Annotated in this window: 13 protein-coding genes; 6 read left to right on the plus strand and 7 right to left on the minus strand. The window is 65.1% G+C overall.

The features are described from left to right. Nucleotides 1-14 precede the first annotated feature (14 nt). The 4 genes from ACEN9F_RS24830 to ACEN9F_RS24845 all read right to left on the minus strand — a co-directional run bounded on the left by ACEN9F_RS24830 (nucleotide 15) and on the right by ACEN9F_RS24845 (nucleotide 4,327). The gene (locus ACEN9F_RS24830) at nucleotides 15-248 is read right to left on the minus strand and encodes a ferredoxin family protein (protein ID WP_413424335.1); all 234 of its coding nucleotides are present in this window, start codon (nucleotides 246-248) and stop codon (nucleotides 15-17) included. Nucleotides 249-258: 10 nt separating this feature from the next. Further along, nucleotides 259-2,001, minus strand: coding sequence for a fumarate reductase/succinate dehydrogenase flavoprotein subunit (locus tag ACEN9F_RS24835; RefSeq protein WP_413424337.1), 1,743 nt, complete (start codon nucleotides 1,999-2,001; stop codon nucleotides 259-261). An 8-nt stretch (nucleotides 2,002-2,009) separates the two neighbouring features. Further along, nucleotides 2,010-2,753: a GntR family transcriptional regulator gene (locus tag ACEN9F_RS24840; protein ID WP_413424339.1), complete on the minus strand. Its 744-nt coding sequence runs from the start codon at nucleotides 2,751-2,753 to the stop codon at nucleotides 2,010-2,012. Nucleotides 2,754-2,887: 134 nt separating this feature from the next. Further along, nucleotides 2,888-4,327, minus strand: coding sequence for an amidase (locus tag ACEN9F_RS24845; protein WP_413424341.1), 1,440 nt, complete (start codon nucleotides 4,325-4,327; stop codon nucleotides 2,888-2,890). 101 nt (nucleotides 4,328-4,428) lie between these two features. Between ACEN9F_RS24845 and ACEN9F_RS24850 the strand changes: the two genes are divergently transcribed. Together ACEN9F_RS24850 and ACEN9F_RS24855 are read left to right on the plus strand one after the other, a co-directional pair. Continuing rightward, nucleotides 4,429-4,986 carry a TetR/AcrR family transcriptional regulator gene (locus ACEN9F_RS24850; RefSeq protein ID WP_413424343.1) on the plus strand — a complete coding sequence of 186 codons (558 nt, stop codon included), beginning with the start codon at nucleotides 4,429-4,431 and terminating at the stop codon, nucleotides 4,984-4,986. Between the two features lie 143 nt (nucleotides 4,987-5,129). Beyond that, nucleotides 5,130-5,321 carry a hypothetical protein gene (locus ACEN9F_RS24855; protein WP_413424345.1) on the plus strand — a complete coding sequence of 64 codons (192 nt, stop codon included), beginning with the start codon at nucleotides 5,130-5,132 and terminating at the stop codon, nucleotides 5,319-5,321. Here ACEN9F_RS24855 and ACEN9F_RS24860 read toward each other — a convergent pair. Beyond that, entirely contained in the window at nucleotides 5,318-6,226 is a 909-nt protein-coding gene (locus ACEN9F_RS24860) for a LysR family transcriptional regulator (protein ID WP_413424347.1), read from the minus strand. The two genes, ACEN9F_RS24855 and ACEN9F_RS24860, sit on opposite strands and share 4 nt — an antisense overlap. A 91-nt stretch (nucleotides 6,227-6,317) precedes the next feature. Between ACEN9F_RS24860 and ACEN9F_RS24865 the strand changes: the two genes are divergently transcribed. The 4 genes from ACEN9F_RS24865 to ACEN9F_RS24880 all read left to right on the plus strand — a co-directional run bounded on the left by ACEN9F_RS24865 (nucleotide 6,318) and on the right by ACEN9F_RS24880 (nucleotide 12,189). After that, nucleotides 6,318-7,022: a histidine phosphatase family protein gene (locus ACEN9F_RS24865; RefSeq protein WP_413424349.1), complete on the plus strand. Its 705-nt coding sequence runs from the start codon at nucleotides 6,318-6,320 to the stop codon at nucleotides 7,020-7,022. Nucleotides 7,023-7,046: 24 nt separating this feature from the next. Continuing rightward, on the plus strand, nucleotides 7,047-8,261 hold the full coding sequence (locus ACEN9F_RS24870; RefSeq protein WP_413424351.1) for an acyl-CoA dehydrogenase family protein: 1,215 nt from the start codon (nucleotides 7,047-7,049) through the stop codon (nucleotides 8,259-8,261). A gap of 34 nt (nucleotides 8,262-8,295) precedes the next feature. After that, complete coding sequence (locus ACEN9F_RS24875) at nucleotides 8,296-9,360, plus strand: LacI family DNA-binding transcriptional regulator (protein ID WP_413424353.1); 1,065 nt, start codon at nucleotides 8,296-8,298, stop codon at nucleotides 9,358-9,360. A 327-nt stretch (nucleotides 9,361-9,687) separates the two neighbouring features. Further along, nucleotides 9,688-12,189 carry a TonB-dependent receptor gene (locus tag ACEN9F_RS24880; RefSeq protein ID WP_413424355.1) on the plus strand — a complete coding sequence of 834 codons (2,502 nt, stop codon included), beginning with the start codon at nucleotides 9,688-9,690 and terminating at the stop codon, nucleotides 12,187-12,189. 109 nt (nucleotides 12,190-12,298) lie between these two features. On the opposite strand, the gene ACEN9F_RS24885 is transcribed toward ACEN9F_RS24880, so the two are convergent. Beyond that, complete coding sequence (locus ACEN9F_RS24885; protein WP_413424357.1) at nucleotides 12,299-14,233, minus strand: ATP-binding protein; 1,935 nt, start codon at nucleotides 14,231-14,233, stop codon at nucleotides 12,299-12,301. Nucleotides 14,234-14,235: 2 nt separating this feature from the next. Next, complete coding sequence (locus ACEN9F_RS24890) at nucleotides 14,236-14,931, minus strand: response regulator (RefSeq protein ID WP_413424359.1); 696 nt, start codon at nucleotides 14,929-14,931, stop codon at nucleotides 14,236-14,238. Between the last annotated feature and the right edge of the window lie 126 nt (nucleotides 14,932-15,057).

A 15,057-nucleotide genomic window follows, 5' to 3' on the forward strand; every position in this document is an offset into this window, starting at 1 on the left:
TCGGCGCGGCGGCTTCATCGCAGCAGGTAGGGGATATCGACCGTCACCGCGCCGGTCGGGCAGTCTTTTTCGCAGGGCATGCAGTACCAGCATTCGTCGAACTTCATGAAGGCCTTGCCTTTGCTGAAGTCGATGGCCAGCACGTCGAGCGGGCAGACGTCGACGCAGACGGTACAGCCCTTGTCGGCGATGCACAGCTCTTCGTTGACGCGCACCGGCACGCTGCTCGGGGTAAAGGCGATGGGCATGCGGTTCTCCTTATGCGGCCAGTGCGGCCGGTGTTGCAGCGTCCTTGCCGATGCGCAGGCGCTGGTAAGCTTGTTTTTCCTCTTCGTCGAGGGCGATCAGGTAGGGCTCCAGCGGACGCTTGAAGCACTGCATGGCGCCGTCGATCTTCTTGACCTGCACGTGGCAGAGCCACTCGGCGTCGTTGCGCTGCGGGTGGTCGACGCGGTTGTGATACAGGCCCCAGCGGCTCTCGGTGCGGTACAGCGAGGCGCGTGCGGCCATCTCGGCGCAATCGCGGATCGCGTGCACTTCCATCGCCCGCATCAGCTCATGCGGATTGGTGGCCGACAGGCGATCGAGGTCGCCTTGTATGGCTTCAAAGCGGGTCAGGCCGATCTCCATCTTGCGCGTCACCTTGGGCGGCTGCAGGTAGTCGTTGACCATGCGGCGCAGCTTGTACTCCACCTGCGACGGCGGCAGGCCGTCCGGCCGGTTCAGCGGCCCCCATACGCGGGCGCGCTCGGTCTCGACCTGGGCCCCATCCAGCTCCGCCAGTTCGATGGCGGCGCAGCGTTCGGCGGCCGATTCGCCGGCCAGCTTGCCGTAGACGAAAGCGCCCAGCATGTAGTTGTGCGGCACGCAGGCCAGGTCGCCGGCCGCGTACAGTCCCGGCACCGTGGTCGCGGCGCGTTCGTCGACCCAGACGCCGGAGGCGGAGTGGCCGCTGCACAAGCCGATCTCCGAGATGTGCATCTCCACCATCTGGTGGCGGTAGTCGGTGCCGCGTCCTTCGTGGAAGCGGCCGCGGCTTGGCCGCTCGTTGGTGTGCAGGATGGTCTCGATGGCACTGATGGTTTCCTCGGCCAGGTGATCCAGCTTGAGGAACACGGGACCATTTCCACCCTGGAGTTCGTTGTAGAACTCCTGCATCATCTGGCCGCTCCAGTAGTCGCACTCGATGAAGCGCTCGCCCTTGTTATTGGTGGTGAAGCCGCCGAACGGGCCGGTCACGTAGGCGCATGCAGGGCCGTTGTAGTCCTTGATCAGTGGATTGATCTGGAAGCACTCGATGCCGGACAGCTCGGCCCCCGCGTGATAGGCCATGCTGTAGCCGTCGCCGGCGTTGGTCGGATTCTCATAGGTACCGAACAGGTAGCCGGAGGCCGGCAGGCCAAGCCGGCCGGCGGCGCCGGTGGCCAGCACCACGGACTTGGCGCGGATCACATGGAAGTCGCTGGTGCGGCAATCGAAAGCCATGGCGCCGGCGATGCTGCCGTCGGCGGCCAGCAGCAGGCGCGTGGCCACCAGGCGATTGGTGATCTCGACGCGCTGGCGTTTCAGGCGCCGGTACAGCACCTTCTTGATGTCGTGGCCTTCGGGCATGGGCAGCACATAGGTGCCCATGTGGTGCACCTTGCGCATCGCGTAGTCGCCGGTTTCGTCCTTCTCGAACTTGACGCCCCAGCGGTCCAGCTCCTCGATCATCGCGTAGCTGTTCTCGGCGTAGGCCATCACGGTCTTCTGGTTGACGATGCCGTCGTTGGCGGTGGTGATCTCCTTCACGTACTGCTCCGGCGTGGCGAAGCCTGGCACGATGGCGTTGTTCAAGCCGTCCATGCCCATCGAGATCGCGCCGCTGCGCTTGACGTGGGCTTTTTCCAGCAGCAGCACGCGCAGCTGCGGATTGGCTTCCTTGGCCTTGGCGGCCGCCATCGGGCCGGCGGTGCCGCCGCCGATCACCAGCACATCGACAGTCTGGATATGGGTTTGCATGGAGTCTCCTATGGACGGCGGTTGATTTGCAGGCGGTACTGGAAGGCGTCGCCGCGGAAGTACAGGTATTCGAAATCGAGCGGGGTGCCGTCGGCACGGTGCGTCAGGCGCTCAATGCGCAGCACGGCGCTGCCTTGCTCGACGCGCAGCGCATGGGCCAGCGTCTCGTCGGCCAGGATGGCGTCGACCTGCAGGTCGGCGCGGCCCAGGGCGATGCCGTAGTCGTTTTCCAGGATCAGGAAGATGTCGCGGCTGGCCAGGTCTTCGCGCAGCAGGCGCTCGCCGATGTCCGGCGGCAGGTAGGTCACTTCCAGCGACACCGGCTCGCGGTTCAGGTGGCGCACGCGCTTGATTTCGGTGACGTCGGATCCCGGTGGCAGCTTGAGCTGCTGCGCCACGTGGGGCGGCGCGGCGATGATCTTGTGGCTGGTGACCTGATTGTAGATCTCGTAGCCCATGCGGCTCATGGCCTCGCCGAAGCCTTCGAGCTGGGTCAGCTGCTGGAAGGCCTTGGGCTTGGCCACGAAGGTGCCCTTGCCGGGAATCTTGAAGATCACGCCTTCCTTTTGCAGGTCGCTCAGGGCCTGGCGGACGGTGATGCGGCTGACGCCGAAGATGGTGCTCAGCTCGCTCTCGGCCGGCAGCTTGGCGTGCGCGGGGTAGCTGCCGTCGAGGATGCGCTCGCGCAGGTTCTCCTTCACCTGGGTGTAGAGGGGGACGGGGGACAGCTCGACGGTACGGAAGTTTTTCATGGGCTCACAGGTCAGGCATAACCTGTCATAACAGGTCATGAACTATCGAATGAGCCCAAGTCTATCGACGGCCTTCCAGCTTGTGAACGAATGAAACCGCGCTAGCTTATGCGAAAAATTAAGGCAGTTTCACGTCAGCGGCCCGCCCAGACCGGCGGGATGCGGCCAAGCCAGGGGGCGGCTTGTTCCAGTTGTCCGGCGAGGCGCAGCAGCAATCCATCCCGGCCGAAGGCGGCCGCGAACTGTACGCCGATCGGCAGGTCGTGCGCGCCGAAGCCCAGCGGCACCGACATCGCCGGCACGCCGGCGACGTTGAACAGCGGCGTGTAGGGCGAGTGGCGGAACACGCGCGCGGTCCATTCCAGGCCGTCCATCTGCGCCGTGCCTTCGGTATAGGCGCCGATGCGCTGTGCGGTCTCGGGCAGGGTTGGCGTCATCAGCACATCGTACTTGTCGTAGAAAGCGGCCACCGAACGGCTGATCCGGTTGCGCACGTCCAGCGCGCAGGCGAAGGTGGGCGCCAGCGCGCGCTTGCCATATTCATAGCAGGCCAGCGTGGACGGTTCCAGCGTCGCCAGCCCGGCGCTGCGGCCCGTGGCGCCGGCAAACGCGTCGATCCAGCCGACCAGGTTGGCGCACCAGATCTGCGCGTTGGCATGCACGAACTCTTCCCACGACACGCCGATGTCCATCGTTGCCTCTTCCACGTGATGGCCAAGTTGGCGGCACAAGTCCGCCGCCGCGAGCGTGGCCGCCGCGACTTCGGCGGAAGGTCGTTGTCCACTCCACGCCTGCAGCATGAGGCCAATGCGCAGCTTGCCCGGTGCGCGCGTGACTTCGGACAGGAAGCTTTGCGCAGGCGGCGCCGTAAAGTAGGGCTCACCGGCATCCGGCAGGTTGATCGCGTCCAGCAGCGCGGCGCTGTCGCGGACGGTGCGGCTGATGCCCAGCTGCGCGCCGAATCCGTTGAATACTTCATCCATTCCCGGCCCGTTGGAGACGCGCCCGCGCGTGGGTTTAAGGCCGAACAATCCGGTCGATGCCGCGGGTACGCGGATGGAGCCGGCGGCGTCGGTGGCGTGCGCCATCGGCACGATGCCGGCGGCCACCGCCGCCGCGCTGCCGCCACTGGATCCGCCTGCGCTGTGAAGCAGGTTCCAGGGATTGCGGGTCGGGCCATTGAATAGCGATTCCGTCGTGGTGCTGAAGGCCATCTCCGGCGAGGCGGTGCGGCCCAGCGTCACCAGCCCCGCGCGCTTGAAGTGGCGCATCAGGTTGGAGTCCGACGCGGCGACATGTCCCTGCGCCAGGCGGCTGCCCAGTTCCACAGGCTTCCCGGCCATCGTGATGGCGACATCCTTGATTAGGAACGGCACACCGTCGAAGACCGCGCCGTCGCTCGGCAGCGCTGCGGCCTCGCAGGACCAGTGCTGGACCACGGCGTTGATCCCCGGATTGACCCTGGCCATGGCCTGCAGGGCTGCGGCTTCCAGCTCGGGCTGGCTCACATCCTTGTTGGTCACCAGTGCGGCCAGTCCCAGCGCGTCGTACCGCGTGTATTCAGAAAGCTTCATTGTCCCGACTCCTCGAAAAATAGATGATACCGATCGGTATCATTTGTCGGTGGTATACTGATACCGATCGGTATCTTTGTCAAGAAAGTTCAGGAGCGGGGATGAGTGAAGTAAAACTGTCGATACGCGAACGGCTGTCCGAGGCGGCGGCGCAGCTGTTCTACGCCGAGGGCGTACGCGGCGTCGGTGTGGAGGCGATCGCCAAGGCGGCGCAAACCACCAAGATGGGCCTGTATCGCCATTTCGAATCGAAGGATGCGCTGATCACGGAATGGGTGCAGCAGCTGGTGGCGCAGTATGCGGCGGTGATGGACCGGCTGGAGGCCGATTACCCGGACGATCCGCGCCGGCAGTTACTGGACTTTGCCGAATTCATCGCGGACGATGTGACGCGCGCCTCGTACCGCGGCTGCCCATTCATCAACACGATCGCCGAGCTGCCGGACGAAAGCCATCCGGCGCGTAAATTGATCGAAGCGCACAAGGCGCGCCAGCTACGCCGTCTCGGCGCCTTGTGCGCCAAGGCCGGCGCAGCGGAGCCCAAACTGGCGGCGATCCACCTGACGCTATTGCTCGAAGGCGCCCAGACAGCCGCCCAGAACCGCTCGGTCCCACGCCTGCGCGAGCATCTGCCCAAGCTGGTCGACGCAGTTTTGTAATCCGGGGTCAGGTCCAAAACCAGGACACGAACACGTCTGTACGGCGATAGGGATGAGGCCGTGTCCGGATTCTGGACCTGACCCCGGAGTTTACGATCGCCAGCGAGCGTGCGATCTCCATCGAAGGCGCCAAGACCATCACGGTGCAGTCCTATCTGGCGTCCGATCTCGTCGACATCGAACGCACCGAGCATCAGGATGGCTCGGGCGATTTGATACTGAGAGGGGAATCCCGCAAGGACAGCGATGGCGACCGCCAAACCACCAGGTATGGATTTTTCGCGATCGATGACGTGCGGCGCGTCGGCAACCTGATCGAGACGCTGAAGCGCTAGACCGCGTCTTGCATCGCCTGGTTGATCTGCCCGCGCAGCCAGAGGCTGGCCGGGTCGTTGTCGACGTTGGCGTGCCAGTAGAGGTAGATGTCGAGCGACGGCATCTGCAGGGGGAAGGGCAGGATCTGGTTGCCGAACTGCTGGTTGACCACGCGCGCCAGCCGCTCCGGCATCGTCAGCGCCAGGTCGGTCTGGCTGACCACGCGGCAGGCGGCGAAGTAGTGCTGGCAGCGCAGGCGGATGCGGCGTTGCAGTCCCATCCGGCTTAACTCGAAATCCTCCAGCCCCGGCCCGCGCCGGCGCGAGCTGGTCTGGATGTGCTCCAGCTTCAGGTAGGCGTCGAGATCCAGCTTGCCCCGCGCCAGCGGATGGTCGCGCCGCACCAGCACCACCGTCTGGTCGGCGGCCAGTTGCGCGCGATGGATGTCGTTCGACAGCGGCAGCAGGATGTCGATGGCCGCGTCCAGCGTGCCGGCCGCCAGTTCGCTTTCCAGCTCGCGCCGCCCGACCTGCAGGGTGTTCAGGCCCACCAGCGGCGCGTCCTGCGCCACGCGCGCCATCAGCGGCGGCAGCACGCTCGCTTCCAGCACGTCGCGCAGCGCGAGCGAGAAACTGCGCTCGCTGCTGGCCGCGTCAAAACGCTCGACGCCGTTCAAGGTGACTTCAAAGCCGCGCAGCGATTGCCGCACCGGGTCTATGATGGAACGGGCCAGCGGCGTCGGCACCATCACATGCCCCTGGCGCTCGAACAGCGGGTCGTCGAACAATTGCCGCAACCGGTTCAGCGCGTGGCTGATGGCCGGCTGCGTCAAATTCATCTTCAGGCTGGCGCGCGTGATGCTGCCTTCGGCGTAGATCGCCTCAAAGACGATGAACAGGTTCAGGTCGACTTTTGATATATGCATGAGATTTATGCGAGTGAATTAAAACTATTCATTTGATGAATTATAGGCTGGCCGGTAAGCTGGTGCCTGTTTATGAGGGAATGAGAGCGATATGGGACAAATTTATCTGGTGCGCCACGGCCAAGCCTCGTTCGGTGCCGCCAATTACGACCAGCTGTCGGCACTGGGTTTCGAGCAGGCGCGCCTGCTGGGGCAGTGGTATGCCAACGGCCGCCAGTCTTTCCAGCGCGTGGTGACCGGCGGCATGGTCCGTCATCGCCAGACCGCCGATACCTGCCTGGCCGAGCTGCCCAAGCCGCAGCTGGCCGAGGCCGAGTGGATCACCGACCAGGGCTTCGCCGAATTCGACCACCACGAAGTGCTGCTGCGCCACTGCCCGGAGTTCGCCGACGCGGCCGCGTTCAAGCAACTGCTGGCCCAGCATGTGGATCCGTCGCGCGCGCTGGAGCACCTGTTCCGCGCCGCCATGCAGCGCTGGATGGGCGGCTGGCATGACGACGAGTACAACGAAACCTGGCCGGAGTTCCGCCGCCGCTGCGTCGCCGCGCTGGAACGGCTCGATACCGACAGCAGCAAGCAGGCCACCATCGTGTTCACCTCCGGCGGTGTGATCTCGACGCTGATGCAGCACTTGCTCGGCCTGCAGGACTACCAGGTCATGGAGATGAACTGGACGCTGGCCAATTGCGCCGTCACCAAGCTGCTGCAGCGCCCCGGCCAGTTCACCCTGAGCTACCTGAACAACTACGCGCACCTGGAATGGCTGGGCCAACCCGGCGCCGTCACGTATCGTTAAACCCGCGTCAAAAAGGACACCGTCATGGATTTCGACTACAGCCCGAAAGTAAAAGAACTGCAGGCCCGCCTGACCGCCTTCATGGACCAGCATATCTATCCGAACGAAGCGGCCTTCCACGCCGAGATCGAGGCCAACCGCGCCGCCGGCAACGCCTGGGTGCCGACCAACATCATGGAAGAGATGAAGCTGAAGGCGCGCGCCGCCGGCCTGTGGAACCTGTTCCTGCCGGACTCCGCGCACGGCGCCGGCCTGACCAACCTGGAATACGCGCCGCTGTGCGAGATCATGGGCCGCGCGCACTGGGCGCCGGAAGTGTTCAACTGCTCGGCGCCGGACACCGGCAACATGGAAGTGCTGGCGCGCTACGGCACGCCCGGGCAGCAGCGCGACTGGCTGGAGCCGCTGCTGGACGGCCGTATCCGCTCCTGCTTCGGCATGACCGAACCGGATGTCGCCTCGTCCGACGCCACCAACATCGCCAGCTCCATCGTGCGCGACGGCGACCACTATGTGATCAACGGCCGCAAGTGGTGGTCGTCCGGCGCCAACGATCCGCGCTGCGCGGTGTTCATCTTCATGGGCAAGAGCGATCCGGACCACGCCAGCCGCCACAAGCAGCAGTCGATGATACTGGTGCCGCGCGACACGCCGGGCGTCAACATCCTGCGCCACCTGCCGGTGTTCGGCTTCGACGACGCGCCGCACGGCCACGCCGAAATCGTCTTCGACAACGTGCGCGTGCCGGCCGCCAATCTGCTGCTGGGCGAGGGCCGCGGTTTCGAGATCGCCCAGGGCCGCCTGGGACCGGGCCGCATCCACCACTGCATGCGCTTGATCGGCCTGGCCGAGCGCGCGCTGGAGCAGATGTGCAGGCGCAGCCTGGGCCGCGTCGCCTTCGGCAAGCCGGTGGCGGAGCAGGGCGTGACGCTGGAGCGCATCGCCGAAGCGCGCATCATGATCGACCAGGCGCGCCTGCTGGTGCTGAACGCCGCGTACATGATGGACACCGTCGGCAACAAGGTCGCCGCCAAGGAAATCGCCATGATCAAGGTGGCCGCGCCGGCCATGGCTTGCCAGGTGATCGACTGGGCGATCCAGGTGCAGGGCGGCGGCGGCATGGCCGATCCCTTCCTGGCGCACGCCTACGCCAGCGCGCGTTCGCTGCGCCTGGCCGACGGCCCGGACGAGGTGCACCGCAGCCAGATCGGCAAGATGGAGCTGGCCCGCTACAAATAGTTGTCCGCATAAAACCGGGTGTTAGAATCGCAACATGGACGATACCCCGGCAAACAAACTGATCCCGCCACCGCCGCGCCGCAGCCGCCGTAAAAGCGGCGGCACCACGCTGCGCGATGTGGCGGCGCTGGCCGGAGTGGCGCCGATCACCGCATCGCGCGCGCTGAACACGCCGAAGGCGGTGTCCGAACAGATCTTGCAGCGCGTGAAGAACGCCGTCGAGCAGACCGGCTATGTGCCCAATATGCTGGCCGGCGGCCTGGCCTCGCGCAAGAGCCGGCTGGTGGCGGCGGTGATCCCCACCATTTCCGGCAATGTGTTCCTGGAGATGGTGCAATCGCTGACGTCCTCGCTGGCGGCCTACGGCTACCAGCTGATGCTGGGCCAGTCCGGCTACGAGGATTCGCGCGAGGATGAACTGCTGGAGACCATCATCGGCCGCCGTCCCGACGGCGTGGTGCTGACCGGCATCATGCGCTCGCCGCAGGGCCGCCAGCGCCTGCTGACCAGCGGCATCCCGGTGGTGGAGACCTGGGACCTGACGCCCAATCCGATCGACATGCTGGTCGGCTTCTCGCATGAGAAAGTCGGGGAGGCCGTGGCGCGCTACCTGTACGCGCGCGGCAAGCGCCGCGTCGCCACCTTGAGCGCCAACGACCAGCGCGCGCAGCGCCGCATGAAAGCCTTTTCCGACACCGCCGTCTCGCTCGGCATGACGACGCCCGGCGCGACCGCGGTGCCCGGCTGGCTGGTGCCGGCGCCGACCAATGTCGGCATGGGCCGCGCCGGCCTGCGCGAGCTGCTGGCGCGCCATCCCGACATCGACGCGCTGTTCTGCAGCTCCGACATGGTGGCGCTGGGCGTGCTGACCGAGGCCCAGGCCCAGGGCATCGCCGTGCCCGGCCAGCTGGCCGTGGTCGGGCTGGGCGACCTCAGTTTCTCGCGCGACCTGCATCCGGCGCTGACCACGGTGCGCATCGACGGCGCCCGCATCGGCGCCACCGCGGCGCGCTTCATCGTCGAGCGCTCGGAAGAGCGCGAGGTGCGCGACGGCGTCATCGACATCGGCTTTTCCATCGTCGAGCGCGCTAGCGCCTGAGGTCCTTCCCTGGTCGCTAAACTTGCTTTTAAAGTAAGTTCTGTTGCGCGTCTGATGTCAGTTACAAATCATATGGCCGTCATTTCCAAAAATTATTGACATCCAAAATGCCTTGGATTAACCTCGGTCATCATACAACTGGTACCGGTACCGGAAACCGTTTAACTTGGCATTAAACCTCACAGATTGATGTAGTTTTCAGTAATTTTGGTAATGCTTTAACTTATAAATATTGCAATTTAGGAGGCTCTACGCAACACCGCCGTTTTCATCTCTGTTCATTAGGGGACAATAGTGTTTAACAACAATTACAAGCAGCAGACGACCATGACTAAAACCATCAAAATGACGCCTATGGCGTCCGCCCTGGCCCTGGCCTTGTTCGCCATGAGCGCCCACGCGCAGCAGGAAGAATCGACCAGCAAACCCGGCACCCTGGAAACTGTGGTGGTGACCGCGAATAAACGCGTCGAAAAATTGGAAAGCGTTCCAATGGCCATCTCGGTCATGAGCGAACAGGAAATCCAGCGCACCAACATCCGCGAGATCGAAGACGTGGTGGCCATGATGCCGTCGCTGACCTTGAACTCCGGCACCACCTCCGCCAACAACGCCATCTTCATGCGCGGCATCGGCACCGTCTCGGTCGGCATCGGCGTCGAGTCCGACGTCGCCGTCATCATCGACGACATACCGATCGCCACCCAGTTCCAGGCCTTCAAGGACCTGGCCGACGTGTCGCGCATCGAGGTGCTGAAAGGCCCGCAGAGCACGCTGTTCGGCAAATCGGCCGTGGCCGGCGCGGTCAGCATCGTCACCAAGCCGCTGGCCGGCCCGATGGTGTACCGCGCCAGCACCTACCTGACCGACGACGGCGAATGGCGCGTCAACGCCTCGGCCGGCGGCCGCATCAACGACCAGTTCGCGATGCGCCTGTACGCCGGCAAGACCAGCATGCCGGGCAACTTCCACAACCTGACCGACGGCAAGGACGTCAACGGTTCGGGCGGCAAGACCTTCATGGCCAAGCTGCAGTGGAACCCGACCGACAATCTGTCGATCGACCTGTCGCCGCGCTACAACTACCAGGAAAACAGCCGCGGCGTCACCGCCGTCAACGGCTTCTTCCTGCGTACCGGCTCGGCCGCCGCCGGCAACCAGGTGTCGACCCCGATCGGCCTGAACGGCGTCTACCTGAACGGCAATCCGCAACTGCCGGCCAGCACGCTGCTGGCGGGCATCAACGTCAACGATCCGGGCAACCGCGACGTGCGCCGCGACTTCCCGACCGGCGTCATCTCCAGCGACCGCGGCGTCGGCCTGAAAGTCTCGTGGACCTTGCCGAACGACGCCACGCTGATGTCGATCACCTCGTGGAGCAAATACCTGGCCAACGACTTCCGCGACCAGGACTTCACCGACGTGCCGACCATCGCCGCCGCCGGCCAGACCGTGCCGACCATCGGCAACTACCAGTTCGGCACCTACGACATCCGCTCCAAGACGCAGGAGATCCGCTACGTCTCGCCGGACAGCGGCAACTTCAAGTACGTGGCGGGCCTGTGGGCGGCGCACAATGAGATCTACCGCCACTTCATCCGCGGCTACTGCGTGGCGCCGACCGCGTGCAACGCCAACTCGCCGTCCAGCCCGACCAACTACTACACCGACATCTACAACACCAACAAAGCGGTGTTCGGCCAGGCGTCGTGGGAGTTTGTGCCGACCTGGACCCTGGTGGCCGGCCTGCGCGCCAACGAGGAAATCTCGGGCTTCCATTACAAGCGCAACTATTTCACCGACCAGCTGGATGAAGCTTCCTTCAAGCCGGGTCCGGTGGGCGTGGACCAGTTCCAGATCACCGGCAACTCCGATCGCGCCACCACCGGCAAGGTCAGCCTGCAGAAGCAATTCACGCCGGAATGGATGGTCTACACCATGGCGTCGACCGGCCGCAAGGGCGCGGCTTACGACGTGACGTCGGGCCTGAAGGCGGTGGCGGCGTTCCCGGTGCGTCCGGAAACCAGCCAGAGCTTCGAGATCGGCACCAAGGCCAACCTGTTCGGCAACCGCATGTCGCTGGCGGCCACGTACTACAACTCGGACTTCTTCAACTACCAGCAGAACGTCACCTACGTGCTGCCGAACGATCCGACCATCTATAGCCAGCTGAACTCGATCCCGCACATCCGCACCCACGGTTTCGAAGTCGACGCCAACGCGCTGGTGGCCAAGGACCTGACGGTCAACGCGGCGCTGGGGTTCACCTTGCCGACCATCGAGAAGTGGTCCAACGGTCCGTGCATCAGCGATCCGACCAACGTCGCCGCGCCGGGCAGCAAGTACGCCGCCAACGGCTCGATCGCCGGCCAGAACTCGGCCTGCTTCCCGATCACGCCAGGCTCGACCACCGGTGTGCAAAACCTGGACGGCGGCGTCTTCCCGGGGACGCCGAAGATCAAGCTGAACATTGGTGCCAACTACGACTTCCTGATTCCGCAAATGCCGTTCAAAGGTTTCGTCAACCTCAACGTGCGCTACCAGGGCAAGTACTACACCAACATCAACAACGATCCGCGCGCCGTCAACGATCCGTACAGCATCACCGACCTCGGCTTTGGTGTCCGCGATCCGCAGGACAAGTACAAGATCAGCTTCCGCGTGAACAACCTGTTCGACCGCTTCTACATTCCTAACGCGAATGCCAGCGGCCCGTCCTCGTTCCGCGCCGGCCCGACCTCGACCTCGCCGCAAGTCACCGCCAACAGCTGGGTGCCGCCACGCGACGTGTTCCGCTACTTCAGCGTCAAGCTGGATGTGAAGTTCTAAGCAGCAAGCAAGACCCCAACTCCGGGGTCAGGTCCGGAACCGGGACACGAGCTCAAGCTTTGATTAGTTGAGTTCGTGTCCAGATTCCGGACCTGACCCCGGATTTTTTTTATCGCTGCAGCGGCAGCCAGAGGGTGAAGCGGGTGCCGGCGGTGTCGCTGTGCCAGCCGACCTTGCCGTCCACCGAGGCGGCGCGGCGCTGCTGGTTTTGCAGGCCGCGCCCGCTGCCGTGGGCCAGCGCGGCGGCGACGTCGAAGCCGCCGCCGTTGTCGGCGATGTGGACTTGCACGCCGTCGGCGACGGCGGTGGTGCCGACCCGGATTTCGGTGGCGCGCGTGTGGCGCAAAATGTTGGCGATGCTTTCCTGGACGATGCGCAGGATGTGCAGCGCGCTCGACGGATTGAGCCAGGCCAGCGTCGGCAGCTCGCGCACTTCCCACAACAGGCTGACGCCGGTGCCTTCGAGGCGCGGCTCCAGCCGGAAGCGCAGGGTCGCCAGCAACAGCAACAGGTCCGCTTCCACCGGTTCCATCGAGTCGATGGTCAGCTTCAAATCATCCAGGCAATCCTTGAGGATCTGCGACACGCGGGCGTCGCTGATGTTGCCGCGCTCGACCGAGCGGATCGCGCTGATCAGCGAGGAACCGAGGCCGTCGTGCATGTCCTGCATCAGCCGCTGGCGTTCGTCGCTGATGGTCTGGCGCAGCTCGATTTCGCGCAGCCGGCGGTGGCTGGCGTCCAGCTCGGCCTCGCGCACCTTCAGCCGCTCGGCCAGGCCGGCGTTGACGCGCTCGACTTCGGCGATCGCGTCCAGGTAGCGCCGGTACATCAAGATGCCGAAGGTGATGAAGCAGACCGCCGGCGCGTACGCGCCCAGGTACCAGCCCTCGGCGCTGCTGATATTGTTCTGCAACATCCAGTCGCTGATACCCAGCGCGGTGCAGGCGAACAGCCCGTACACCACCAGCCGCCCCTCGCTTGAGTGGCGCCAGGCGCAGACGCCGCCGACCACGCAGGCCAGCAAGCTCATCAGAGCGGCCACCGGATAGATCATCGGCGTCACGGTCGGCATGTTCGGCAGCACCGCCAGCACCGGCAAGGTCAGCGCGCCGATCAGCAGCGTCACGCCGACCAGCGCGCGCGTCAGCCACCGCAGCGGCTGGCGGTGCAGCTGGCACAGGAAGAAGTGCACCGACAGCACCAGCCAGAACAGCGCGTTGACGGTCAGCCAGGCAAACCAGTCGTTCTCGATCGGCAGGTCGACGTAGTAGTGCAGCCCGCGCAGGAAGGCGGTGGCGGCCAGGTTGAAGAACAGCAGGTAGGCGGTCTCGTGCTGGCGGCGCAGCCAGACGAACAGCGCAAACACGCCGACCGCCATGAAGGCCGCGCTCAACATGGCCGGCAGTTCCTGCTGCAGCCATTGGCGCACGTGGAAGGGCGTGCGCAGCGTGTCGACCGGGCCCAGCCGCAGTGACGAGGCCGCCGTCTGCGAGGCATCGCTGTGCTCCAGCCGCAGCAGGATCTCGCGCACCGGCGGATTGCCGGGGCTGTTGTCGAGCGTGAACCAGAGCGGCGTGCGGGTGCTGTTCCACAGCGGCCCGCGCTGCTGCGCGCGGTGGGCCAGGCGGCCGTTGATGTAGACCGCGACGGTGCCGTCGGTCTTGACGCGGACGCCGTACAGCGCCAGGGGGCGGGCGTCTGCCGGCAGGTTGTCGACCGCGACCTTGAGCCAGGTCACGCGCACCGTGTGCGCGGCCTGCGCGCCGGCGCCGGCTTCGGCCTGGCGCAGCAGCGCGATGGAGGGGCTGAACGGCAGCGACACCAGCTTCCACGCGGGCGGCAGCGTGCCGCTGTCCAGGGTGGGCGGCGGCGCCGTGTAGTCGGGAGCGACGGTTTCCTGCCAGCCGGCCTGCGTCAGGTGCAGGCTGGCGGTGGCGCCGTCGCCGCCGTCGTTGCCCAGGTAGAGCGAGGCGGCCGCGGCCAGCACGGCGATCGAGAATACCAGCAGCAGGTTGGCGAACAGGCGATGGGTGCGTTCCATCATGGTCAGGACAGCAGGCCCTGGGTGCGCGCCTCGAAGATGGCTTCGGCCTTGGAGGTGACCTTGAGCTTGCTGTAGATGCGGCGCACGAAGGTGCGCACGGTGAAGTGCGACAGCTCCATCAGGCCGGCGATCTCGTGCACGGTGAAGCCCTTGGTGATGTAGTCCAGCACTTCTTTTTCGCGCTGCGACAACAGGGCAGGCGCATCCTCGCCGGGGGCGGCCGGTGCCTCGTGGGCCGGCGTCACCGGCTTGTTGCGGAAACGCGCCAGCACCTGGCGCGCGATGATGGGACTGATCGGGCTGCCGCCGTTGGCCAGGCTGCGGATTTCATCGGCCATCTTGGATGGCGAGCTGTCCTTCAGCAGGTAGCCGGCCGCGCCTGCTTCGATCGAGCGCATCACGTGGGTCTCGTCGCCGAAGTTGGTGCTGACCATGATGCTGCAGCTGGGCCACAGGCTGGCGGCGGCGCGGATCACCTCGATGCCGGAGCCGTCCGGCAGGCCCAGGTCCACCAGCAGCACGTCGGCCGGCGGACCGGACAACATGGCCAGGCCCTCGGCCTGGGTGCCCGCCTTGCCCGCCAGCCGCATGTCGGCCGCCTGCTGCACCACCAGGCTGAGCGCGTTGCTGAAGTCGGGATCGTCCTCGACGATGGCGACATGGATGGGGTGGGAGTCTTGTTGGTCAGTGTGCTTCATGGGGCGATTGTACGATGGATCAGCACCGCAAACGGCCGTTGTAGCACTTTCGTGCTACATACAAGCAGTTACCTTGCAACATAAAATGAAGCTAGTTTTAGTTTTTCTTCACCTTACCGCTGATGC

Origin of the sequence: Duganella sp. CT11-25 (assembly GCF_047302815.1) — a bacterium.
Classification (GTDB): Bacteria; Pseudomonadota; Gammaproteobacteria; order Burkholderiales; family Burkholderiaceae_D; genus Rugamonas.